General features: G+C 61.3%; 18 protein-coding genes. 12 read left to right on the top strand and 6 right to left on the bottom strand.

The features are described 5' to 3' along the window. Positions 1 to 87: 87 nt before the first annotated feature. Both HER32_RS11290 and HER32_RS11285 read left to right on the top strand, forming a co-directional pair. Positions 88 to 2,811: a PAS domain S-box protein gene (locus tag HER32_RS11290; protein WP_149071068.1), complete on the top strand. Its 2,724-nt coding sequence runs from the start codon at positions 88 to 90 to the stop codon at positions 2,809 to 2,811. 378 nt (positions 2,812 to 3,189) lie between these two features. Continuing rightward, the gene (locus HER32_RS11285; RefSeq protein WP_168681943.1) at positions 3,190 to 3,474 is read left to right on the top strand and encodes a hypothetical protein; all 285 of its coding nucleotides are present in this window, start codon (positions 3,190 to 3,192) and stop codon (positions 3,472 to 3,474) included. A 189-nt stretch (positions 3,475 to 3,663) separates the two neighbouring features. Here the strand turns inward: HER32_RS11285 and HER32_RS11280 are convergent, their stop codons facing one another. The 4 genes from HER32_RS11280 to HER32_RS11265 all read right to left on the bottom strand — a co-directional run bounded on the left by HER32_RS11280 (position 3,664) and on the right by HER32_RS11265 (position 8,360). Further along, positions 3,664 to 5,235: a DHA2 family efflux MFS transporter permease subunit gene (locus HER32_RS11280; protein ID WP_149071066.1), complete on the bottom strand. Its 1,572-nt coding sequence runs from the start codon at positions 5,233 to 5,235 to the stop codon at positions 3,664 to 3,666. A 93-nt stretch (positions 5,236 to 5,328) separates the two neighbouring features. Further along, positions 5,329 to 6,447 (bottom strand): HlyD family secretion protein, encoded by a 1,119-nt coding sequence (locus HER32_RS11275; protein ID WP_187632081.1) that lies wholly within the window; start codon positions 6,445 to 6,447, stop codon positions 5,329 to 5,331. Positions 6,448 to 6,495: 48 nt separating this feature from the next. Beyond that, complete coding sequence (locus HER32_RS11270) at positions 6,496 to 6,930, bottom strand: universal stress protein (protein WP_149071065.1); 435 nt, start codon at positions 6,928 to 6,930, stop codon at positions 6,496 to 6,498. A gap of 101 nt (positions 6,931 to 7,031) precedes the next feature. Then, a complete protein-coding gene (locus HER32_RS11265) occupies positions 7,032 to 8,360 on the bottom strand; it encodes a TolC family protein (RefSeq protein WP_168681942.1) in 1,329 nt (442 codons plus the stop codon). Between the two features lie 209 nt (positions 8,361 to 8,569). On the opposite strand from HER32_RS11265, the gene HER32_RS11260 reads away from it, so the two are divergent. Both HER32_RS11260 and HER32_RS11255 read left to right on the top strand, forming a co-directional pair. Further along, positions 8,570 to 10,675 (top strand): sigma 54-interacting transcriptional regulator, encoded by a 2,106-nt coding sequence (locus HER32_RS11260; RefSeq protein WP_149071063.1) that lies wholly within the window; start codon positions 8,570 to 8,572, stop codon positions 10,673 to 10,675. A 107-nt stretch (positions 10,676 to 10,782) separates the two neighbouring features. Next, entirely contained in the window at positions 10,783 to 10,926 is a 144-nt protein-coding gene (locus HER32_RS11255) for a hypothetical protein (protein ID WP_168681941.1), read from the top strand. A 75-nt stretch (positions 10,927 to 11,001) separates the two neighbouring features. Here the strand turns inward: HER32_RS11255 and HER32_RS11250 are convergent, their stop codons facing one another. Next, on the bottom strand, positions 11,002 to 13,482 hold the full coding sequence (locus HER32_RS11250) for a M1 family metallopeptidase (RefSeq protein ID WP_168681940.1): 2,481 nt from the start codon (positions 13,480 to 13,482) through the stop codon (positions 11,002 to 11,004). A 297-nt stretch (positions 13,483 to 13,779) separates the two neighbouring features. Here HER32_RS11250 and HER32_RS11245 point away from each other — a divergent pair, with 297 nt between their 5' ends. From HER32_RS11245 to HER32_RS11215, 7 genes are all read left to right on the top strand, one after another. Next, on the top strand, positions 13,780 to 15,060 hold the full coding sequence (locus tag HER32_RS11245) for an AAA family ATPase (RefSeq protein WP_168681939.1): 1,281 nt from the start codon (positions 13,780 to 13,782) through the stop codon (positions 15,058 to 15,060). Positions 15,061 to 15,128: 68 nt separating this feature from the next. After that, complete coding sequence (locus HER32_RS11240) at positions 15,129 to 16,160, top strand: 5-methylcytosine restriction system specificity protein McrC (RefSeq protein WP_168681938.1); 1,032 nt, start codon at positions 15,129 to 15,131, stop codon at positions 16,158 to 16,160. A gap of 108 nt (positions 16,161 to 16,268) precedes the next feature. Next, complete coding sequence (locus tag HER32_RS11235; protein ID WP_168681937.1) at positions 16,269 to 17,915, top strand: TldD/PmbA family protein; 1,647 nt, start codon at positions 16,269 to 16,271, stop codon at positions 17,913 to 17,915. A 107-nt stretch (positions 17,916 to 18,022) separates the two neighbouring features. Further along, positions 18,023 to 19,357 (top strand): TldD/PmbA family protein, encoded by a 1,335-nt coding sequence (locus tag HER32_RS11230; protein WP_168681936.1) that lies wholly within the window; start codon positions 18,023 to 18,025, stop codon positions 19,355 to 19,357. A 167-nt stretch (positions 19,358 to 19,524) separates the two neighbouring features. After that, positions 19,525 to 21,171 (top strand): TldD/PmbA family protein, encoded by a 1,647-nt coding sequence (locus HER32_RS11225; protein WP_168681935.1) that lies wholly within the window; start codon positions 19,525 to 19,527, stop codon positions 21,169 to 21,171. Positions 21,172 to 21,258: 87 nt separating this feature from the next. Then, on the top strand, positions 21,259 to 21,582 hold the full coding sequence (locus HER32_RS11220) for a four helix bundle protein (protein ID WP_232066232.1): 324 nt from the start codon (positions 21,259 to 21,261) through the stop codon (positions 21,580 to 21,582). Positions 21,583 to 21,741: 159 nt separating this feature from the next. Continuing rightward, positions 21,742 to 23,067, top strand: a complete 1,326-nt coding sequence (locus tag HER32_RS11215) for a TldD/PmbA family protein (protein ID WP_168681933.1) — start codon at positions 21,742 to 21,744, stop codon at positions 23,065 to 23,067. A gap of 73 nt (positions 23,068 to 23,140) precedes the next feature. On the opposite strand, the gene HER32_RS11210 is transcribed toward HER32_RS11215, so the two are convergent. Next, positions 23,141 to 23,779, bottom strand: a complete 639-nt coding sequence (locus HER32_RS11210) for a porin family protein (protein ID WP_168681932.1) — start codon at positions 23,777 to 23,779, stop codon at positions 23,141 to 23,143. Positions 23,780 to 23,975: 196 nt separating this feature from the next. Between HER32_RS11210 and HER32_RS11205 the strand changes: the two genes are divergently transcribed. Beyond that, complete coding sequence (locus HER32_RS11205; protein WP_149071052.1) at positions 23,976 to 24,602, top strand: DUF4159 domain-containing protein; 627 nt, start codon at positions 23,976 to 23,978, stop codon at positions 24,600 to 24,602. The last annotated feature ends 221 nt before the right edge of the window (positions 24,603 to 24,823 follow it).

Raw genomic sequence — 24,823 nt, 5'->3', positions numbered from 1 at the left:
GGCCGGCCCCCAGAAACCCACAACGACCTTTCGGCCGCCCGCGTACCTGCCTGTGTTGACTATAGCCCGCCCATAGTAGTTTTTGCCATGAACGAGCCCGACGCCAGCTCTTTTCCTCTCCTGCCTGACCCCCAGGCCGCCCTGCACGAGCTGCGGGTGCGGGCTGAACGCCGTCACCTGTCGGCGCAGAGCCTGCCAGCCAACACGCCCCCCGAGGTACAGCGCCTGGTGCAGGAGCTGCAGGTGCACCAGATTGAGCTGGAAATGCAATACGAAGAGCTCCTGCTGGCCCAAGCCGAGGCCGAAGCCAGCCGGGCGGCCTATGTCAACCTCTACGAGTTTGCGCCCATTGGCTACTGCACCCTCTCACCCGACAGCACCCTGCAGCAGCTGAACCTGCGGGCCTGCGAGCAGCTGGGCTCGGTGCGCCGCCTGCTGGTGGGTCGCCGGCTCGCCCTGTTTATAGCCGCCGGCTCCCGCCATGCCTTCTCCGGATTTCTGCGAAGCGTGCTGGAGCAGGACAAGCGCCAGACCATTACCCTGGAAATGCGCCGCGAAGACGATACGCCCTTCTTCGCCCGCCTCGAAGCCTCCCCGGCCCCCAGCCATAGCCCCGCCGGGGCCGAAACCCGCAGCTGCCACCTGGCCCTGCTGGATGTGACGGAACAGTACCACGCCCAGCAGGCACTCACGCTCAGCGAGCGGCGCTTCCGCATTTTGTTTGAGCACAACCAAGACGGGATGCTGCTCATGCGCGACAACCAGTTTATCGACTGCAATGCCTCGGCGCTGCGGCTGCTGGGCCTCACCCAGAAAAGCGAGCTGCTGGGCAAGTCGGGCGCGGCTTTCTCGCCCGCGGTTCAGCCAAACGGGCAGCACTCCGAGGTGCTGGCCCAGCAGTATTGGCTACAGGCACTGCGGGTGGGGCACTGTCGCTTTGAGTGGTGCCGCTACCGGGCATCGGGCGAAGAGTTCTGGGAAGATGTGCTGCTCACGGCCGTACCGGAGGCCCGCGGCACCATTGTGCACGCCGCCTGGCGCGATATCACCGCCGAAAAGCACGCCGCTGCTCAGGTGCGCGAAAGCGAAACCCGCCTGCAAATGGCGCTTCAGGCCTCGGGCAGCGGGGTGTGGAGCGTAGACTACGCCACGCGCCAGCTTCACTGGGACGAGCGCGCCCAGCAGATATTCGGACGTGCGTACGTACCCGGCCCAGCCGACCTGCAGGTACTGCTAGACGCCGTAGTGCCCGAAGACCGCCCGCACGTGACCAAGGCCCTGGAGCAAGCTATGCGCCGGAATACGGCCCTGGACTTGGAGCACCGCGTGGCCTGGCCCAATGGCAGCATCCGGTACGTATCGGTGGAAGGCAAGCTGCTCTCGGATGGCCGGCGCCCGGGGCTACGCTTTGTGGGCCTCATGCGCGACGTGACGGCCCGCCACGAAGCCCAACAGGAGCTCAACTATAAGACGCGCCTGCTGGAGCACATCCTGGCCAACCTGCCCGTTATCCTGGCACGCATTGCCCCCAGCGGCCAGCTGCTGGATGTGGTGGGAGACGGCCTGCGCCGCCTGGCCCCCCACCACCCGGAGCTGACCCACACGTGTCCCTTCGCCTCCTCGCTGAGCGCTACCACCGAGCTTAGCCGCCTGCTGGCCGGGGAGCAGGTAGCCTTTGTGAGCTCGGCGGTGCACCAGGGGCGGCCCGTGTATTTCCAGAACTATGGCTTCTTCGATCAGCAGCGAAAACAGGCCGTGATTTTTTCCATCGACATCACCGAGTCGGAAGAGCGACGCCTGCAGCTGCAGCAGGAAAAGGAGTTTACCCAGAACCTGCTCAACAACACCATCGACGCCGTGGCCGCCCTGGACCTGAGCTTGTGCGTGACGGCCTGGAATGCGCGCCTGGCCTACCTGCTGGGCCGCTCCGAGGCCGATGCCCTGGGCCGCTCTCTGGAGGAAACCCTGCCGGGCCTGGCCCGGGACCCTACCATCCTGGAGCTGCTCCACCGCGCCCTCACCGGGGAGCCTTCTCAGCACCTCAACTGGGCGGGCTACCACCAGCCCATGACATACGACCTGAACTTTGTGCCCCTGCGCACGCTGGGCACCATCAGTGGGGTGCTGGTAGTGGCCCGCGACGTGACGGAGCGCAACACGTTGCTGGCCGAAACGGCCCGCCTGCGGCTACGCCAGCAGCAGGAAGTGCTATCGGCCATTCTTACTACCCAGGAGGAGGAGCGCCGCCGCATTGCCGAAGGCCTGCACAACGGCGTGGGCCAGCTGCTCTACGCCACCAAGCTGCACCTCGATAACCTGCCCGCCACGGAACCTACCCAAGCCAGCCAGAAGCTGCTGAGCGAAGCTATCCGCCTGACGCGCACCATCTCCTTTGAGCTCACACCCAGCATTCTGGAGGATTTTGGCCTGAAAGCGGCGCTGCGGGAGCTTACCACGCGTATTCCGGCCCACAGCCTCGACGTAGACCTGAACCTGGCCGGTCTCGACCAGCAGCTGCCCCCCTTGCTGGAAATAGCCGTGTACCGCATTATGCAAGAGCTACTCAACAACGTGATGAAGCACGCCAGTGCGCGGGAAGTGTTTGTGCAGGTGGCCTGCGCCGACGACCAGCTGCACCTGAGCGTGGAAGATGATGGCGTGGGCTTCGATGTGCATGAGGTAAAGCAGCCGAAGGGCATTGGGCTTGCTGGCATCCGCACGCGGGTAGAGCTGTTGGGCGGCACGTTCACGCTCCGAGCCCGCCCCGGCAAAGGCACCACCGTTAGCATTACGCTGCCGCTCACCACCTGATATGCCAGCCCTTGCGGTGACATGCCGCGTACCTACCCGCCGCGGAGCAGGCTAGGTACAGAAAGGCTTCTGGAACAAGAAAACCCGCCCCGGCTTCTGTCGGGGCGGGCTTTGTCGACTGCACATAGGGCAGCGGCGCGCAAAGCAGTGCTTGTCGATTCCGAAAAAGCACTCGGCAAGCAGCAAAAAACCAGCTAGTTTCGGAGTTTCACCGGGGTAAAATACCAGATTAGCGCATCATGAACCCGTAATTATCCGGGAGCTAACTGGCGGTGGGCATCGTTAGCTTAGCTACCTGGTGGCCTTCTGCCCGCTGGCTGGCTTTTCCTTGCTGCACTTGCCAAAACACTGCCCCTCATGTTATCAGCTCGTCCTGCTTTGCCCACGCTCTACCTGGTGCCAGCCGGGCGGCGCCTGGATTTTCCAACGCCCAGCGGCCACTACGCCGACGTATACCGGCGCATTGGCAACCAGCCCTGGGAATGCGTGGCCCACCACGCCTGCAGCCCTTACCTGGACCGTCCCCCCCTGGATACCAATGCCGAGTACTACATACAGTACCGCGACGCGCAGAATGGCCTGGTGAGCTGTTCTACCGTGGTAACCTCAGCGCCTGAGGGTATTCCCACGCGCACTTGCTGGCTACGGCTTTCGCAGCCGTAGCCGCGCTTACTTCTTGTGGTTGTAGGCTCGTCCTTGTCCCTGCTGCCCGCTTGGTATCCAACGGCTGGCCCGCTCGCCGATGGTGACGCGCCGCTGTCCACGGTTGAGGCTGCGTAGCCAGGTTTGCCCAGCCAGCAAAAAGACCCGGCAACTACTGCTACCGGGTCTTTTTTACTGGCCAAGGACACGTTAGTGCGCGGCGTTCAGGTCCACCTTCTCGCCGGGCCGGGCCCGTTTGATCAGAAAGATTAGCGGGACGCAGAGCAGAAAGAACGTCCCGATCATCAGGAAAGTCTGGGCGTAGGTTATCAGGGCGGTTTGCTTCATCACCATGCCTTCCAGCGCGGCATAGGCCTGCTGCTGCGCCTGCAGCACGCTGGCCCCCTTGGCCATGAAGCCGGCTATCAGTCCCTGCAGACGCTGTTGGGTTTCGGGGTCGTAGAGGGAGATATTGGGCAGCAGCCCGATGCGGTTTTGCATGGTAGTGCGCTCCAGATACGTACCCACCAGGGCCACGCCGAAGGAACCGCCCAGCTGTCGGATCATACCCGTAAGGCCCGCTGCCTGCCCGGCATCCTTGCCGCTCAGCCCGGCCAACGACATGGTGGTGATGGGCAGAAAGAGCAGGGCTAGCCCAAACCCGCGCAGCAGCAAAGGCCAGAAAAAGTCACTTTCGCCGGCCGTGGGCGAAATCTGGGTGCTCATCCAGTAAGAGAAGATGAAGAAGACAATGAAGCCGATAGGCAGAATGAACTTCTGCGACACCCCCGCCTGAATGGACTTGCCCACTACCGGCATCATGAACCCCGAAAGCAAGGCGCCTGGCAGCAGAATGTAGCCAGTTTGCGCGGCCGAGAAGCCCAGGATACGCTGGCAGAAAATGGGAAACACGAAGACCGAGGCAAACAAGCCAAAGCCCAGAATAAAGGAGAGGAAGGAGCCTACGGCCAAGTTGCGGCTTTTGCCCAGCACCCGCAGGTCCACAATGGGCTGGCGCGCCGTGAGTTCCCGCCAGATAAAGCCCACCAACCCAATCACGGTGAGGGCCGTGAACAGCAGGATGTTCTGATCTTCAAACCAGTCCTTGCTTTCGCCCTGCTCCAGCACGTACTGCAAGGAGCCCACGCCCACAATCAGCAGCACAATGCCGGCCCAGTCTATTTCCCGTAACGGTCGGGGCACGGCGTTGCGGATGCGCTCCGGGTCGCGGATGAAGAGAACAGTGAAGATGGCTGCCATGACGCCCACCGGCACGTTCACGTAGAAAATCCAGGGCCAGTCGTAGTTGTCGACGATGTAGCCGCCCAGGGTAGGGCCGATAGTAGGACCGATGATGACGCCCATACCAAATAGTGCCTGGCCCAGGGCCAGCTGCTGGGGCGGAAAGGTGTCGATGAGAATAGCCTGTGAGGTAGCCATGAGGGCCCCGCCGCCAATGCCCTGAATAAAGCGGAAGGCTACCAGCTCCCAGATGTTGGTGCTCTGCCCGCAAGCCATGGAGGCCACGGTGAACAGGATGACGGAGAACAGGTAGTAGTTTTTACGCCCAAACTGCTCGGCCAGAAAGCCCGTCATGGGAATCACAATGACGTTGGCAATGGCGTAGGAGGCTACCACCCAGCTTACCTCCTGCTGTGTGGCCGAGAGGTTGCCCATCATCTGCGTAAGCGCCACGTTCACGATGCTCGTGTCGATGAGCTCCAGCAGGCAGCACATCACCACGGTGATGACGATAATCCACTTGGTAAATCCAGTTTCCATGTAATTTCAGTTGCCAGTGGTCAGCTGCTGGTTGCCAGTTGGGGCCGCTTGCACGACCCGGCAACTGCCCACTGGCAACTGACCACTGATTGACTATTTCACCTTCACGGTGGCCGTCACGCTCATGCCAGCGCGCAACGGGTGCTGCGGGTCAGCTTTGTCGAGCGCAATTTTCACGGGCACGCGCTGGGTTACTTTCACGAAGTTGCCGCTGGCGTTATCGGGGGGCAGCAAGGCAAAGCGCGCCCCCGTAGCTGCCGACAACGACTCGATATGGCCCGCAAAATCTTCGTTCGGGTAGGCGTCCACTTCCACTTCCACCGGCTGGCCTACTTGCATATTCTCCAGCTGCGTTTCCTTGAAGTTGGCCACAACCCAGGTGCGGTTGCTGGCTACCAGGCCCAGCAGCTGCTGGCCGGGCGCTACCACCTGGCCGGGCTGCACGCTTTTCTTGCTTACAATGCCATCAACGGGAGCTTTGAGGGAAGTGTAGCTGAGCTGTAGCTGGGCATTTTCCAGGTCGGCCTGGCGCTGCTTTACTACGGCCTGGGCTACGGCTACCTGCTGCTCGGCCGCAGCTACCTGCTGGCGGGCTACGCCTACCTGGTCGGCGGCGGTAGCGCGCTGGGCGCTGGTAGCGCGCAGGTTGGCCTGCACGGCGTCATATTCACTTTGTGGGATGATATCTTCCTTGCGCAGGAAAGCACTGCGCTTCAGGTCCTTTTCGAGGCGGGCGCGGTTGGCGTCACTCACCCCAATGGACGACTGAGCCGAGCGCACGTTGGCCTGGGCGGTACCTACGGCGGCGCGGGCCGCTACCACGTTGGCTTCGGCGGCGGCCAAGGCGGCCTGGGCGGCATTCACGCGCTGCTGGTAGTCGGCGGGGTCCAGGTTGATGAGTACGTCGCCCTTCTTCACGGGCTGGTTGTCTTCCACCTTCACCTCCAGCACGGGGCCCGCCACGCGGGGCAGCACCGGGTACACGTCGCCTTCTACCTGGGCATCGTCGGTTTCTTCGTGGGTCTGGCCAAACTGGTAGCGCTGCCAGCCAAAGTAGCCGCCCACCAGCAGCACCAGGGCCAGGATAATCATGATAATCGGCCGCTTGGAGCTAGCCTGCGGCTCTTCCTCGTAGGCGGAAGGAACGGCGGGCTGGGCGGGGCCGCCTGGCTGCGAAATTTGGCGTTCTACCACCGGTTCTTGCGTTGCCATTTCGTATTAAATCGTTGAAGTGAAAAGTCTGGGAGAAAAACTGAGGCGTTAGGCCGACTGCCGGTAGGCAGCGTCGCCGTGGGGTTTTACGAGGAGAGTAGCACAGGGCGCATGGCGCACGACGTGTTCGGCGGTATTCCCCATCAGGAAGCGGGTGAGGCCGGTGTGGCCGTGGGACCCAATCACAATCAGGTCGGCGCCGCTGCGCTGGGCCACCCGCACAATTTCGCGGTCGGCGTCGCCCTGGCACAGCTGCGTAGTTACGCGCCGGGCGCCGGCTTGTTCGGCCAGCAGCCGGTAGCGGGCCAGCTCCAGGGCCGCATCGGGCACGGGCATACTGCCATTCAAAGCCAGCTGCGGTTCCTGCACGTGCAGCAGGCACAGCTCGGCGCCGGTGGCCTCGGCCATAGCCGCTGCGTACGCCAGCAAGGGCACGGCGGCTCCCGAGAAATCCAGCGGGCAGAGAATCTTGGACAGGTGCATACTGCAAAGGAGTAAATGGGTGAAGAAGTGAAGTAGTAGCGCGGTAAGAGCAACGCGGCGGTTAGGCTAGCGTGCTTGTTTACCCACTTGCTTCTTCTCCGCTACCATATCTGCTCGCCGGTGGCGCGCTTGAGCTGGTACTGGCCGAGAGTGTAGTTGTAAATGGCCTGCAGACGCGCCAGTCGGGCCTGAGCCAGCTGAGTTTCGGCATCCAGTACATCGAGGTTGGTGCCTACGTCGTAGCGGTAGCGGGCCTTGGCGCGGGTGAGGGCGTCGGTGGCCTGGTTTACCTGCAGCACGGCATTGTCGTAGCGGGCAGCGCTGGACTGCAGGTTGTTGGCGGCCTGGCGCACATCGGCGCGCACCTGCTCCTGGGTATCCTGGATGCGGGCCTGAGCTCCCCGAATGTTGGCTTGCGCTTCTACCCGCTGGTTTTTGTTCTTATTGCCATCGTAGATAGGCACTGACAACTGTACTACTCCAACCGAGTTGGGCCGGATCTTGTCGAGGTTGGGCAGGTAGCCATTTTTGGCGCCCAGCTGCGCGCCCACCCCCAGCAGTGGCATGTTGCTCCGCTCCACCAGCTTCAGGTTGTTGGCGGCTACGGCTTCGGCATCACGGGCCAGCTTCACCTCGGGGCGGTTTTCGGTGGCCCGGGCCAGGGCGGCTTCCACATCCACGGCCTGGGGCTGATAGGCAAACGTGCCCCGCACCGGAACCTGCGCGTACTCGGGCTTGTGCAGCAGGCGAGCCAGCTGCACCTGCTGGTTGTTGAGCTGGTTCTGCAGGTCGATTTTGGTATTCTCGGCCTGGGTGATGCGCACCTGGGTGGTCGTCACGTCGAAGCGGGTGCTTACGCCGCCTTCCACGCGCTTGGCCATTTCCCGCTCATGCTGGCGCAGGGAGGCAATCTGGGCGTCCTGCACTTTGATGCTTTCCCGCACGAACAGAATGTTGTAGTACACCTGAGCAGCCGAATAAGCCAGGTCGCGGCGCGTAACGGCTATCTGGTCCTGGGCCGACAGCCGGCGGCTTTCCGCCAGGTTGTAGGTGGCCTCCTTTTTCCCGAAGTCCAGAATGCCGTACTGCAGGGTGAGGTGTGCGTCGTAGTTGTTGTTGGGGGCCAACTGGAAAACCGGGGCATCGGGCGCGAGTTGCAGTTTCACCACGGGGTCGATGCGGGTGTAGGTGGCCGTGCCCGTAACCTGGGGCAGGAAGCCCCCGCGGGTTTGCTGCACGCGGCTGGTAGCAGCATTTACCTCTTCTTCCAGCGAGGTTATGGCGGGGTTGGCATCAAGCACCGAGCGAATAGTGCCATCCAACGTCAGCGAGTCGGAAAGTACCGGGCCCTGCTGCGCGTAGGCAGCCTGGCTGCCAAGCAGCCCCAGCAAGGACAAGAACGGTACGGCTAAAGTGAAGCGAGAGAACATAGAGTATGCCTGATGAAGGTCGTGCTGCTAGTACCCAAGCCTGTGCCAAGTGGTTACGCGGATTAAAAATTCTTTACAAAATGTGGTTCAATGGTTCAAAAACGGCATTTTTATTTTAATCCCGATAATGAAAAACATTGCGAGCAGGCAGGAGTTGTTCCTGATATTTCAGGATTTCCTATTATCATCTCCTGCTATTTGAGGAAAACATGCCCGACCAAGACGATTCGCTCCTGCTGTACCTGAACGACGCCATTGCCACGACCCGCAACAAGGAGACGCTGTTTCGCACCGTCACGGAAAAGCTGCGGCTGATCTTCCCCTTCGATGCTATTACCATTCTCACTTTCGACTCCGAGCACCAGTACCGCCGCGTGTTTCTGCGCGACTACCTGGGGGAGATACTGCTGCCCGAACAGACTGATGCCAGTGGCGCCAAAACTACGCGTGGCCTTATTGAGGGCACGCCCGTCGAGCTGTTCGTCCGCCAGCCGCGCCTGCACCAGTACGATTTGCAGGAGCTGATTGAACAGTTTCCGCAGTATCAGCCCTTCTGCGCCCTGCTCGATAAAGGCATGCGTTACTTCGTGGTAGTGCCTCTGCGCACGGGCGGGCAGCTCATCGGGCTGCTTTCCCTGGTAGCCCGGCGCCGACCAGAGTTTGCCCCCAACGACGTGGACCTGCTGGAAAAGATTGGCAGCCTGGTGGCGGTGGCCGTCACCAACACGCTGGCTTTCGAGGACATAGCCCGCCGGGAGCAGGAAAAAACCATGCAGCTAGCCCTCAACAACGCCCTGCTCAGCATTAAAGACCGAGGCGAGCTGTTCCGTACCATAGCTACCGAAATCAACCAGGTAGTGCCCTGCGACTTTTTCGGGGTGCGCCTGCGCCTGCCTGATTCGCCCATCCGGGCCTTTGCAGAGTTAGTAAAGCAGCCCGATGGCACTTTCGCCGCCCTTGAGGAAAACCGCTGGGACGACGTGCCCGACTTTGAGGAGGCCAAGCTAGGTGCGGCCGAGCTGTTTATGCGGCCGGGTGTGTACGTGGGGGCCGACTTCGACGCCCTGGCCGAGCGCTACACCATGCTGCGCTACATTCGGGAGCGGCGCGGCACACAGTCCCTGCTGTGTACGCCTCTCGACCTGGGCGATGAGCAAACCGCGGCCCTCATCATGGCCAGTCACCAGCCGCTGGCCTTCACCCCGGAGATGCTAGAGCTCATTCTGACGCTCGTGCCCCAGGTGCGGCTGGCTATTCAGAACGTGCTGGCCTTTGAGCAGATTGAAGCCCTGCGCACCCAGCTGGAGCGGGAGCGAACCTACCTCATCGACGAAATCAACACCACGGCCGCCGCCCGCTTCGGCGACTTTGTGGGCGGCAGCCCCAGCATGCAGCAAGTGTTCCGGCGCGTGGAGCAGGTAGCCCCCACCGACAGCACCGTGCTCATCACCGGTGAAACCGGCACCGGCAAAGAGCTGGTAGCCCGGGCCCTGCACAACTTCTCCCCCCGCAAGGAGCGGGCCCTGGTAAAGATCAACTGCGCGGCCCTACCGGCTCAGTTGATAGAAAGTGAGCTTTTTGGGCACGAAAAAGGTGCTTTTACGGGGGCCCACGACCGGCGCATCGGCAAGTTTGAGCTGGCCGACGGCGGCACCATTTTCCTGGATGAAATTGGGGAGCTGCCCCTCGATTTGCAGGCCAAGCTGCTGCGGGTGCTGCAGGAAAAGGAGTTTGAGCGTATTGGCGGACGGCGCGTCATTCATACCAACGTGCGGGTGCTAGCCGCCACCAACCGCGTGCTGGAGGAGGAAGTAGCCGCTGGCCGCTTCCGCGCCGACCTCTATTACCGCCTCGACGTGTTCCCGATTCACTTACCTGCCCTGCGGGAGCGGCCTGAGGACGTGGAGCCTCTGGTGCGCCACTTTCTGGAGCGGTTCACCAAGAAGCTGGGCCGCCCCGTGCGTACCCTCCGCCCCCGCGACCTCAAGGCGCTGCAGCGCTACCCGTGGCCGGGCAACATTCGGGAGCTGGAGCACGTGGTGGAGCGGGCCGTTATTGCTTCTACTGGGCCGTCGTTAGAGTTTGCGGGTTTTTCGGCCAATGCAGCCGCGGCAGTGCCGGTGGCGGCCCCCGTGCCCGGTCCGCTCAAAACCCTGCGGGAGCAGGAGCGCGACCATATCCTGGCCGCCCTGCACCAAACGGGTGGCCGCGTGAGTGGCCCCCAGGGCGCGGCCGTCCTGTTGGACATCAATGCCAAAACCCTGGAGGCACGCATGAAGAAGCTCGGCATCCGACGGGCGCACACGGTGGAATAGCCAAGTTTCTCGGCACAGACGAGCGTGCATCATTTTGGGCAACCCGCCCGTGGCCTCCCGGCCTGCGTACAAGCCCCTATGGTTTCACTTCGTAACTGACTACGGCCATGCCTGCTACCAACGTTCCTAAAACTCCCCAGCACGATGATCCAGCCCGCAAAAAGCAGGAAGATCAGCGCCCCAATACCAACCAGGACACCAACAAGGGCAAAACCATAACGCCCGATAAAGCCCACGACCCACAGCGGTAACCGCACCGTACTCAAAAACAAAACGGCCCCGCATTCCAAGGATTGCGGGGCCGTTTTTTTTGCTTTCAGGTCACGCTACTTTGCGGCCTGAATATCGGCAATGGCCTTTTCGGCTACGGGCTTATTGACAGCAGCGTTGGGCTTGCCTTCCTGAGCTTTGATGGCTGCCTGCAGCATGCCAATAATGGGCTCATCGGCGCCGTACTGCTTGTATTTCACGCCCAGGCCGCGGAGACGCTCCACGTCTTCGGCAAAGGCTTTCGGCTCGCTGAGGCGGGTGAGCATGGCACCCATGCCTTCGAAGTAGCCAAACCGCTCCTGCTCACTGGCCGCGTCGAAGCGGGTCCGCACAAAGTTCCACTGGGCGTCGCCGCCGTGCTGGCTATATACCCCGGCCACGGCCTGACTGATGCTGGCTTCGTCGCTGGCTTCTAACTCCTTGGCTTTGGCCAGGGCTGCTTTGGCGTTTACGTTGCCCAGGCCTTTCAGCGCGGCCCCTTGCACGGCGTACGACTGCGCCTTGAGCTGCTGCGTGAAGATCTTTTCGTCCTTTTTATCCCCCAGCTTAGCCAGAACCGTGAGTAGGCTAGCCGTGGCCACCGGGTCTTTCTCCACGCTCAGGCGCTTGCGCAGAGCCGGGGCTGCCAGCTTGGCTACCTCCTTGTTGTCAAGCTTGAGGCGCTCGGCCGCTACCATCCGCAGGTTGTTGAACTTGTCGTTGAGGCCGGCTACCAGCAGCTTGCGGGCGGCGGCATCGGTGGTTTGCTTGGACTCGGCGGCCAGCAGGGCCTCGCGGCGCGCTACGTAGAGCGGGGCGTGCTCATACTGGTAGGCAAACTCAGCCAGGGGCTTGTTGTCGGTCTGCTGCCACACCAGGGTTTTCTCGGCATCCACGTCCACCAGATCGGGCTTGGAGGCCAGAGGCATGGTGAAGGTCTGGCTGGCCTGGGTCATCATCACACGCTGGCGCTGGGGCTTGCCGTTCACCCAGTAGTCGATGGCCATGGGCAGCTGAAACACCTGGCCGGGCTGATTTTGCTTGAGCGTGACGGACTGCACTTTCTTGGCAGCATCCCAGGCGTAGTCGATGCTTACTACGGGGTGGCCCGTGCTGAAGTACCATTGGTTGAAAAACCAGTTCAGGTCCTGGCCCGACACGGCTTCCAGCGCCAGGCGCAGCTGGTGGGCTTCACCGTTACCAAACTTATTGTCTTGCAGATATTTCTGCAGACCACCAAAGAATACATCGTCGCCGAGGTAGGTGCGCAGCATGTCCAGAATGGCGCCGCCCTTCTGGTAGCTCACCAGGTCAAACATGTCCTCCTTGTCGTCGTAGTGGAAGCGAACGAGGTGCTTCTGGGCATCCTTGGGGCTGCGCAGATAATTACGCAGGTTGCGGTGGTTGTGCGAGTCGGCGGCATCGGCTCCGTACTTGTGCTCGGCGTACAGGCCCTCGGAGAAGTCGGCGAAGCTTTCGTTTACCGTCAGGTTGCTCCAGCTTTCGGCCGTCACGTAGTCGCCAAACCACTGGTGAAACAGCTCGTGGGCAATAACCGACTCGGTCTGGTATTCGCGGTCCAGGAGCTGCCGGTCGGTTTTCTGCAGGAAGTCCCCGTGCAGGGTAGCCGAGGTATTTTCCATGGCCCCGCTCACGTAGTCGCGCACCACAATCTGGGCGTACTTGTTCCAGGGATACTCCACGCCCAGGCGGGTGGAGAAAAACTCCAGCATGTCGGTGGTGTTGCCGAAGATCTGCTTGGCAAAGGGCGCGTACTTGGGCTCCAGGTAGTACGTCACGTCCTTGCCGCGCCAGGTGTCCTTGGTGATGCGGAAGTCACCCACGGCCATCATAAACAGGTAGGGCGCGTGGGGCAAATCCATTTTCCAGGTGTCGGTGCGTAGGCCCGCACCGGCCGGTTTCTGGCTTACGAGGGCACCATTGCTCAGCGTCACGTACTTGCTGGGCACCGTCATGCTGATTTCGGACGTGGTTTTCTGGTTGGGCCGGTCGATGGTGGGGAACCACACCGAAGACGCCTCGGTCTCGCCCTGGGTCCAGATCTGCACGGGCTTGCCGGCCACAGCGCTGTCGGGGTTGATGAAGTACAGGCCCTTGGCATCGGTAATAGCCTGGGAGCCTTTCACTTTCAGCTCATCGGGCTTGGCCGTGTACTCGATGTACACGGTGTAGGCCGTGCCGGGCGCTATCGTCTTGCCCAGGTTGATGCGCAGGTTCTGCTGGTCGGCGTAGTCGTACTTCAGGGGCTGTTGCTGGTCGCCATTCACTAAGGCCACCGTTTTGATGTCCATGCCTTTGGCATCGAGACGCAGAGAATCGGTGGCGTAGGCGTGGGGTTTGAGCGTCAGCCAGGCTTTGCCGTTGAGGTGGCGCTTGGCGTAGTCGAAGCCCACATCCAGCTTGGTATGCACCAGGTTGTTCACTTTCGTGGCCGAAGCGCGGTAAGGTGATTCCGGCGCGCTAGGGGCCGGAGCGGGGGTTTGAGCCAGGCCCAGGGTGCTTAGAAAGCAGGCAAAGGCGGTAAGGGTTGTTTTCATAGAGTGGGGAAGAGAAAAAAAGTCGGGCAAAGAAAGCAGAAAAGGCGGCAAGCGCATGGCAAAGATTCCATGAATGACTTCCACAGGCCAGCAACCCAGCCAGCATAGAGCAAATATAAAAATACTATTATGCAATACAAGGTACTATACAAAATAAATTAATGATAACTTATAGGGTATGCTCGACAAGCTGCTACCGCTGATAAGCAGTGTGCTGGTTGTTCGGTGCCCCGCAATAGAGGGGTGCCCCAGCCACTTATTTGGCCGTAGCGGTGTTTTGCGCGTACTTTCCCCCTAATGTCCTCATCTACCTCGCCTCCCCTACTCACCCGCCAGCAGGTACTGCGCGCCCTGCGGCAGCTGGAGCGCGACGACCAGCCGCTCCCACCCAGCACCGTCTATGACCTTGTATACCGGGGCCGGCGCTACCCGCCGCGAGCCGTGGCCCAGCTGGCCTACCGCTTGGCTACCGACGACGCTACGGCGACGTGGCCGCTCGGCAGCGGGGCGCCCACCAACCGCCTGCTCGAAAAGCTGGACTTCACCATCACCACCAAGCGGCCTACCTTGGCCAACTCCTCCCTGGACGGAGACGTGGCCGCCCAGGAGCAACTTGCTGACCTCTACACTGGCCGGCCAAGCCGGCAGCCGCTCCGGGCCGCCAAGGGGGCCATAGTCGGCGAGCCCGCCGCAACCTATGGCTCCAGTCCGACTTACACGCGGCATCAGGCCGAGCAGGAAGTATTTCTGGCTCCCCAAAAGCTGGATGCGGCCCTGGCCGGACTCCGAAGACGCAAGAACCTACTCTTGCAGGGCCCGCCCGGCACCGGCAAAACGTTTCTGGCCCGCCGCCTGGCCTGGCTGGAGCTGGGTACTCAGGACGCGGCCCGCACGGAGCTGGTGCAGTTTCACCCCAGTTACAGCTACGAGGACTTTGTGCAGGGCTTCCGGCCCGACGCCGGCGGCAAGTTCCGCCTCACCGACGGCCTGCTGGTCCAGCTCTGTCGCCGGGCCACCCAGGACCCCACACGGCCCTATTTTCTGCTGATTGACGAGCTGAACCGAGGCAACGTGAGCCGCATCTTCGGGGAGCTGCTGCTGCTGCTGGAAGCCGATAAGCGCGGCCCGGCCCACGCGGTGGCCTTGCCCTACGCCCCCGCGGGCACCCACTTCTACGTGCCCGAAAACCTGTACGTCATCGGTACCATGAACACGGCTGACCGGTCGCTCACGCCCCTGGATTATGCCCTGCGGCGGCGGTTTGCTTTCGTGGAGCTGGAGCCGGAGTTTGGGCCCGCGTTTCAGGAGTTTCTGCGCCGGCAGGGCATGGGAGCGGAAATCATCCAGCAGATAGCCACCCGCCTGACGGAGCTCAATCAAACCATAGCCGACGACCCCGACCTAGGTGTGGATTTCCGCATCGGCCACAGCTACTTCTGCCAGCCCCCAGCTCAGCCGCAGGAACACCCCGCCTGGCTACGCCTCATTCTGGAACAGGAAATTGCGCCCCTGCTTGCAGAGTACTGGCTCGATGAGCCGACCAAAGCCACGGCTGCCCGACGACGGCTACTGGCTTAGCCCGGCCGGAGTGTTTCAGGCGATGTTGTCCGCAAAATCCGTGAAATCCGACTAATCCGCGCGAATCCGTGGTCCCGATCCAAAACCTGTACTACCTGCTCAGCTACGCCTGGAACCGGCTGCCGGAGCGCCATGCGCTGCTGACGGCGGATGGGCAGGATTTTGAGCGGCCGGTGGAGCTGCTGGGGCATTTGCTCCTGCTACACCTGCGGCGGTATTTGCGGGCGGGGCTGCCACCAGCGTACCAGGAGCGGGAAGCCGAACTGCCGGAGCTGCGCGGGCGGGTGCTGCTGGCGCCCAGCCTCACGCGTAACCTGTTGCCCCGGGGCCGGGCCGTCTGCCGCTATGATGAGCTGGGCTACGATGGTCTACTACACGGCCTGCTGCTGGGCACAGTCCGGGAATTGGGCCGTACCGCTCGAATACCGGGCAGCCTGCGCCAGGAGCTACGCCGGGTGCAGCGCCAGTTTCCCGCGGATATTATGCCGCTGCAGTTGACTAACGATACGCTGCGGCAGGCCCGGCGGCAGCGGCCCACGGGCACAGGTGCCATGCTGCTCAACATCTGTGAGCTGCTGCACCTCAGCCAGCTGCCGGAGCCTACGGCGGGTGGACGCCCCCGTTTCCGGGACTTCCGGCGCGACGAGGTGGTGATGGCAAAGCTCTTCGAGCAGTTTGTGCGCAACTTCTACCGGCTCGAGCAGCGCCGCTACCGCGTGCAGAGTGAAACCATTGCCTGGCAGGCCGCCGCCGACCAGCCCGAGCACCTGGCCCTGCTGCCCAGCATGATTACCGACACCAGCCTGGAAGCTCCGGACCGCAAAATTATCCTCGACACCAAGTACTACGCTGCGGCCCTGCGCACCCGCTACGACCAGCAGCGGCTGATTACGCCCCACCTCTACCAGCTCTACGCCTACCTCCAGAACCAGCGGCCGCTGCCGGGCCAGCAGCTGGAGGGCGTACTGCTGTATCCGGCCGCCGAGCAAGAGGTAGACCTGCGCTACACCCTGGGCGGGCACCCAGTGCGCATCGTCACCATCAACCTGGCCCAGCCCTGGCCCACTATTGCGGCCGACCTGCTGGCGTTGGTGCGGTAAATCATGCCCGAATTTTAGCGGTAATGGCGGTGCATCTATCCGATGTTCCTTTCGTCCTTTGCCTACATTCACCCATTCTTTGGCCTATTTCCCTAAACTTTTACCTGCTTGAAACGACGCGACTTTGTAGGGCTGACCGGTCTGGCGACCGGGGCTCTGTTCCTGCCCGGCTTCCCCAGCCTGGGCGGCACTCTGGTGCACCCCGAGCGGCTGCTCGAAACCGTGGACCCCGCCGTAAAAAAACGCCTGGCCGACTCGGCCCTGAACGCGGCTAAATCGGCGGGGGCTTCCTATGCCGACGTGCGCATCGGGCGCTACCTGAATCAAAGCATTTTTACCCGCGAAAAGCAGGTGCAGAACATTGCCAGCGGGGAAAGCTTCGGGGCTGGCGTGCGGGTTATTGCCAACGGCACCTGGGGCTTTGCGGCCACCAACACCGTGACGGAAGCTGGCCTGGCCAAAGCGGCGCAGTTGGCTGTAGCCATTGCCAAGGCCAACGCCAAAGTGCAGAAGGAACAAGTGAAGCTGGCTCCACAGAAAGGCTACGGCGAAGTAAGCTGGAAAACGCCCATCGTGCAAAGTGCCTTTGAGGTGCCCATTGCCCAGAAAGTGGACCTGCTGTTGTCGGCCAACGCCAAAGCCCTTGAAAACGGCGCCTCGTTCGTTAACTCCGCGCTGTTTCAGGTAAACGAGCAGAAGTACTTTGCCAGCACCGACGGCTCGTACATCGACCAGGACGTGCACCGCATCTGGCCCACGTTCAGTGTGACGGCCGTAGACCGCGCCAGCGGCAAGTTCCGCACCCGGGAGGCGCTTAGCTCGCCCATGGGCCTGGGATACGAGTACATGGTGCCCAAAGCGCAGGATAAAATTGCCGGCCCCGCTGGCTCGGGCCTCACGGGCTATAAAAACAGCTACGACATCCTGGAAGACGCGGCGCTGGCCGCCAAGCAGGCCAAAGAAAAGCTCACCGCCAAGAGCGTGACGCCCGGCAAGTACGACCTCGTGCTGGACCCCAACCACCTGGGTCTGACCATCCACGAAAGCGTGGGCCACGCCACCGAGCTGGACCGGGTGCTGGGCTACGAAGCCAACTACGCCGGCACCTCCTTCGCTACCCTGGAGTGGAAAAAGCAGGGCAAGCCCTACGGCTCCAAAATCGTGAACATCGTGGCCGACAAAACCCAGCCCGGCTCCCTGGGCGCGGTGGGCTACGACGACGAGGGCGTGAAAACGGGCCAGTGGGACATCATTAAGGAGGGTCAGCTGGTAGACTACCAGAAGATTCGGGACCAGGCCGCCATGGTAGGCCAGGACCACTCCGATGGGTGCTGCTACGCGCAGTCGTGGCAGGATGTGCAGTTCCAGCGCATGGCCAACATCAGCCTGCAACCCGGCAAGCAAAAGATGAGCGTGGACGACATGATCAAGAACGTGGACAAGGGCATCTACATTGCCGGCCGCGGCTCGTTCTCCATCGACCAGCAGCGCTACAACTTCCAGTTCGGCGGCACCACGTTCCACGCCATCGAGAAAGGCAAAATCACGGGCATGATTGAGGATGTGGCCTACCAGGCTAATACCCAGGAATTCTGGAACTCCTGCGCGGCCATCTGCGACCAGTCCGACTACCGCATGTTTGGCTCCTTCTTCGATGGCAAGGGCCAGCCCAGCCAGGTGTCGGCCGTGAGCCACGGCTCCAGCACCACCCGCTTCAACGGCGTGAACGTCATCAATACTGCCCGGAAAATTTAATGCGGATAATGTGAGAAATGTGGTTGAATGTGCTAATCAAACCATTGTTAGCATATCAACGCATTTCTCACATTCTCCACATTCCACCACATCAGCACATTAAATACATGGCTATTCTCTCCAAAGACGAAGCCCAGAACATACTTAAAAAGGTCCTCAGCTTTAGCACCGCCGACGAGTGCGAGGCGACGCTGAACGGCACCACCGGCGGCAACGTGCGCTCGGCCCGCAACGCCATCAGCACCAGTGGCGCCCTCGACAACGTGTCCCTGGCCGTAGAGTCGCGGTTTGGTAAGCGCAGCGGCGTAGCCACCTGCAACGAGTTCGATGACGCGACCTTGCGCCGCTGCGTGCAGCGGGCCGAGGAAATTGCCCGCTTGGCCCCCGAAAACCCCGACTACGTGCCCCTGCTCGGCCCGCAGCAGTACCTGGCGTCGCCGCTGTCGTTTGCCCAAAGCACGGCTGGCATCACGCCCGACTACCGCGCCCAGCAGATGGCGGCTACCTTGCAGCTGTGCGAGCAGCGCAAGCTGTCCTCGGCCGCCTTCCTCGAAGACTCGGCCGGCTTTGTAGCCAAGCGCAACAACAAAGGACTGGAAGCTTACCAGCAGGCTACCGACCTCACCTTCAGCATTACGGTGCGCACCCCCGACGGCACGGGCTCCGGCTACGCCACGGCCGACTACAACGACGCCAGCAAGTTCGACGCCGCCAGCCTGGCCAAAACCGCCGCCGATAAAGCGGCCATGTCGCGGCAGGCCAAAGCGCTGGAGCCGGGCAAGTACACCGTGATTCTGGAGCCGGCCGCCCTGGTTGCCAACTCCGACGCCTCGCTGCTGGGCGCCATGATGAGTGCCATGGATGCCCGCTCCGCCGACGAAGGCCGCTCGTTTCTGAGCAAGAAGGGCGGCGGCAACAAGAAAGGCGAAAAGCTCTTCGACGAGCGGGTAACCATCTACTCCGACCCCACCCACCCCGAAATTGCGGACCTCACCTTTGCCGGCGACGGACGCCCCCGCCAGAAAACCACCTGGGTGGAAAAAGGCGTGGTCAAAAACCTGTACTCTTCCCGCTTCTGGGCCCAGAAGCAAGGCATTCCGGATCTGCCCCCTCCCGGCGGCTTCATCATGGAAGGCGGTACGCAGAGCCTGGAGGAGATGATCAAGGGCACGGCCAAAGGCATCCTAGTCACCCGGCTCTGGTACATCCGCCCCGTAGACCCACAGACCCTGCTGTACACCGGCCTAACGCGGGACGGCACGTTCTACATCGAGAACGGGAAAATCAAGCACCCCATCAAGAACTTCCGCTTCAACGAGTCACCCATTATCATGCTCAACAACCTGGAGGCGTTGGGCAAGCCCCAGCGCGTGGCGGGCAACCTGGTGCCCCCGCTCAAGATTCGGGACTTTACCTTCACCAGCCTTTCCGACGCGGTGTAAGGGCCATCAAAAACCCGTTTGTGCGAGCAAACGGGTTTTTTTATTGGGTTCTGACTTGTTTTTTGAATATTCAGGCAACCGCGGCCCCGCTATTTCTCTCTGCTTAGCCGGGCGGCCATTTTGCCCTTGCCCACGCGTTTCTCTTCCACTCCCCAACCCCTACCACTTTGAAAAGACGAGATTTTGTTGGCCTCACGGGCTTAGCTACCGGGGCGCTGTTCTTACCGAGCCTGCCCGGCATGGGCGGCGTGCTGGTAAACCCCGAGCAGTTGCTCGAAACCATCGACCCGGCCCTGAAAAAGCGCTTGGCCGACGCCGCTCTGAACGCCGCCAAATCGGCGGGGGCTTCCTACGCTGATGTGCGCATCGGGCGCTACCTCAACCAGTACGTGTTTACCCGCGAAAAACAGGTGCAGAACATTACCAGCACCGAGAGCTTCGGGGTGGGCGTGCGGGCTTTGGTGAACGGAGCCTGGGGCTTTGCTTCCACCAACCTTGTCACGGAAGCGGGCATTGTGCAGGCCGCCAAAAACGCTGCTGCCATTGCTAAGGCTAACCAGCGCGTGCAGAAGGAACCGGTGAAGCTGGCCGCGCAGAAAGGCTACGGGGAAGTGAGCTGGAAAACGCCCATTGAGCGCAACGCTTTCGAGGTGCCGGTGAAGGAGAAGGTGGATCTGCTGCTAGCCGCCAACGCCAAGGCCCTGGACAACGGCGCCAGCTACGTCAACTCTGCGCTGTTCCAGGTAAATGAGCAGAAGTACTTCGCCAGCACCGACGGCTCCTACATCGACCAGGACGTGCACCGCATCTGGCCCACGTTCAACGTCACAGTTATTGACCGCGCCACCGGCAAGTTCCGTTCCCGCGACGCCATGGCCTCGCCCATGGGCCTGGGCTACGAGTACCTCACGCCCCGCGCCAGCGACAAGCTGATGGGTCCGCAGGGAACCGGCGTCATCGGCTACAAGCAGCGCTACGATATGCTGGAAGATGCGGCCCTGGCCGCCAAGCAGGCCAAGGAGAAGCTGACGGCCAAATCCGTAACGCCCGGCAAGTACGACCTCGTGCTGGACCCCAGCCATTTGGGCCTCACCATCCACGAATCGGTAGGGCACCCCACCGAGCTGGACCGGGTGCTGGGCTACGAAGCCAACTACGCCGGCACTTCCTTCGCCACCCTTGACTGGAAAGCCAAAGGTCAGCCCTATGGCTCCAAGCTGGTGAACATTGTGGCCGACAAGCTGCAGCCCGGCACCCTGGGCGCGGTGGGCTACGACGACGAGGGCGTGAAAACCAAGGAGTGGGACATCATCAAGGACGGGCAGCTGGTGAACTACCAGAAAATCCGGGACCAGGCGCACGTGGTAGGTCAGCAGGAATCGGACGGGTGCTGCTACGCCGACTCCTGGAGCAGCGTGCAGTTTCAGCGCATGCCCAACATCAGCCTGCGCCCCGGCACCGCCAAGCTGAGCGTGGACGACATGATCAAGAACGTGGATAAGGGCATCTACATTGCCGGGGAGGGCTCCTACTCCATCGACCAGCAACGCTACAACTTCCAGTTCGGGGGTAAGGTGTTCTACGCCATTGAGAAAGGCAAAATTGCCGGGATGATTGAAGATGTAGCCTACCAGGCCAACACCCAGGAGTTCTGGGGTAGCTGCGCGGCCATCTGCGACCAGTCGGACTACCGCTTCCTGGGCACTTTCTTCGATGGCAAGGGCCAGCCCGGGCAAGTGTCGGCCGTGAGCCACGGCTCCAGCACCACCCGCTTCAACGGCGTGAACGTCATCAATACCGCCCGGAAAATTTAATGTGTAGAATGTGAGAGATATGGCAAATGTGGCTTGGCTGATCGATTCCTGACAATGGCAGATGCGGTGGATAACCCGGTTGTTCGCTTGACCCTGGAGCTTTCGTTACAGGTGATGGAATTTGTGGAGGAACTGGAAAAGCAGCGGCGCTTCATACTGGCTCAGCAGGTGCTGCGTAGCGCTACCTCCATCGGAGCCAGTGTGCGAGAAGCTCAGCACGCCGAAAGCCGGGCCGACTTCATTCACAAATGCAAAATAGCCGCCAAGGAAGCAGAGGAAACCGACTATTGGTTGCTTCTGTGCGAGAAGGCCCCAAATTACCCAAGCCCGCCACCGCAGGTATTGGATACCCAGCAACAGGTAAGACACCTGCTGGCCCGCATCATCCTGACCAGCAAAGCCAATGGATAATGTGCTAAGGTGGAAGAGTGTGGAAAATGTGCTAATGCAAGAACGACCATTAGTACCTCAGCACATGCCTCCAGATCAGCACACTTCCAACACATTTTCCACATTTCCCACATCCCCCACATTTCCCACATCCCCAACACATTAGCACATTCAACGACGATGCCCATACTTTCCCAAGATGAAGCTCAGGCTATCCTGAAAAAGGTGCTGAGCTATTCGCAGGCCGATGAGTGCGCCGCCACCCTGCGTGGGCGCACCAGTGGCAACATCCGCTACGCCCGCAACACGGTAAGCACCGCCGGCCAGTCCGACAACGTGTCCCTAGCCGTAGAGTCGCGCTTTGGCAAGCGCAGCGGCACGGCCACCTGCAATCAGTTCGACGACGCGACCCTGCGCCGCTGCGTGCAGCGGGCCGAGGAAATTGCCCGCCTGGCCCCCGAAGACCCCGAGTACGTAGCCATGCTGGGCCCGCAGCAATACCTAGTACCGAAGGCTTATGCGGCCAGCACCGCCGCCATCACGCCCGACGTGCGCGCCCAGGCCGCCGCCGACAGCATCACGATGTGCGAGGCCCGTAAGCTCACGGCAGCAGGCTTCCTGGAGGATGGCGCCAGCTTTACGGCCCTGCGCAACAGCAAAGGACTCGAAGCCTACGAGCAAAGCACCAACGTTGATTTTTCGGTGACGGTGCGCACCCCCGATGGTAAGGGCTCGGGCTACGCCGTGGCCGACTTCACCGACGTAAAGGCCTTCGACGCCAAAGCTCTTACCAAGCGCGCCGCCGATAAGGCCGCGGGCTCGGTGAATGCCAAGGCCCTGGAGCCGGGCAAGTACACCGTGATTCTGGAGCCGGCGGCGCTGGTGTCGGATGAAGGCCTGCTCAACCGCCTGGTGTACGCCCTTGATGCCCGCGAGGCCGACGAGGGCCGCTCCTTCCTGAGCAAGAAAGGCGGCGGCACCAAGAAAGGCGAAAAGCTCTTCGACTCCCGCGTGACCATCTACTCCGACCCGCTCAATGACCAAGCCCCCGGCAGCGTGTTCGATGGGGAGGGCCTGCCCGTCAAGCGCATGCCTTGGATAGAGAAAGGCGTGGTGAAGAACCTGTACTACTCCCGCTATTGGGCCGAGAAAAGCAAGGCCGAGGCCACGGCCTTTTCCGGCAACTTCATCATGGAAGGCGGCACGCAGAGCCTGGAAGAAATGATCAAGGGCACGGCCAAGGGCATCCTCGTCACCCGCCTCTGGTACATCCGCGACGTGGATCCGCAGACCTTGTTGGTGACGGGCCTGACCCGGGACGGCACGTTCTACATCGAGAACGGCAAGATCAAGCACCCCATCAAGAACTTCCGCTTCAACGAGTCGCCCATCATCATGCTCAACAACATTGAAGCCATGGGCAAGCCCCAGCGCCTTGGTGGCAACTTGGTGCCCCCGCTGAAGATTCGGGACTTCACCTTCACTAGCCTCTCCGACGCCGTATAGCCAGCGTAGTCATTATAACAAAAGCCCCGTCGAACCATTCGATGGGGCTTTTGCTATATTAAAACTCAAGAAATTACTTACCCAGCTGAAACGCAGCGTAGGCCTGAATTACACGGTTTTTGAGGCGGGCATCGTTGGCGCTGCGTACGTCTTTGTAGTCGGCAATGTCGGTGAGGCCGGCGTTGAAGCGGCCACCCACGCGCAGCCCGGCCACCAGCTCCAGCTCCAGGCCGGCGCAGAGGCTGAAGTCCTTGTCGTTGTATTTGTCTTTCACCTGTCCGCTTACCTTCCCGTAGCCGGTGGGCGTGGGCGGCGAAGTGGTGAAATCGTAACCTGTGACCACGGTGCCGGCTTCCTGAGCCGTGAGCAGGAGCCCAAACTGCGGGCCGGCCTGCAGGTGCAGCTTGCTGATTTTGAGGTCGAGCAGGATGGGCAGGTTCACGTACTGTAGCTTGGTGGCGTAGTCTTCCTGGGCATTTTTAAACTCGGAGCCCTGCACGGAATACAACAGCTCGGGCCGGATGGACAGCGGCCCCACCACGTTGTAGACGTAGAACAGCCCCGCGTGGTAGGTGAACTGGTAATCGGTTTTCTGGTTGATATCCTGGCCGTCGAGCACGGCCGCGTTCAGGCCGCCTTTGATGCCCACCTGGGCTTGGGCCGCGCTGAGGGTCAGCAGGGCGCCCAGCAAGGTAAATAGTAGCTTCTTCATAAAGAGAAAGGGAGTAGAAAAGTAAAGGTAGGCGGCCAGCACGGCAGATTCAACCGCCGAGCTCTTGGTTTATTGCCGGCTACAACGCCCTGACCATGGCCCGCCGTATAAGCTGGTTCGTTTTTTTGGCTGATTTTGCGGCTCGCCGTGCCACCCTGGCCGGGCTTTGCCGTCTTTGCCCCACGTTTTCCTGCTGATGCCCGCTACCCCGTTCACCTTCGTCCGCCTAAAATACCGCTCCGGCGACTGGGACGGCGTGGACGAGCGGATGCCCACTAACCTGCTGCACTCTCTGATTCAGTACACGAAAGTACCCGTGAACCAGAAGGAGAAAGTGGTGGCCCTGGACTCGCCCGAGCTGTTCAACTACCCCTTCTGCTACCTTTCCGGCCACCGGCTCGTGCAGTTTTCGGCCCAGGAAAAAAAGAACTTCGAGCAGTACGTGAAGGCCGGGGGCTTCGTGTTCGTGGACGACTGCAACCACGACATCGACGGGCTGTTTGCGCGCTCCTTTGAGGAGCAGATGCGCCAGTGCTTCGGGGCCGGGGCCCTGCGGAAACTGCCCAAGACCCACGCCCTCTACTCGCAGTTTTTTAAGTTTCCGGAAGGGCCGCCGCCCACGGCCTTCGAGCTCAACGGCTGGGGCGACGACCTGGTGCACGACTACCTGAAAGGCATCGAGTTCAATGGGCGCCTGGGCGTGCTCTACTCCAATAAGGACTACGGCTGCGAGTGGGACTACGACTTCCGCAACAAACGCTTCCTGGCCGAGGACAACACCAAGTTCGGCGTAAATATTCTGCTGTATGCGTTAACGGCTTGAAGCAGCAGGCTTAGAGTCGGCAGCCAACGCCTAACCGTAAATCGGGCCTGAAGCCGGTTCGAAGACTTCCTCTTTTATTGCCATCACCAGAAGAATAATACGCATAAAGATCATGCGTTCGATCAGTTCCCGTCCGCACCTGATAACATGCGCCAGCTGCCAAGTCCAAAATAAAGCGAGAGTCGTCCTGTTTGCCAACGGGTTGTTGCCAGCCCAGTAGC

The sequence above is a fragment of the Hymenobacter sp. BT18 genome (assembly GCF_012273015.1).
Lineage (GTDB): Bacteria > Bacteroidota > Bacteroidia > Cytophagales > Hymenobacteraceae > Hymenobacter > Hymenobacter lutimineralis.
Note: the sequence above shows the minus strand (reverse complement) of the source record. Positions and strands in the feature narration are given on the sequence as shown.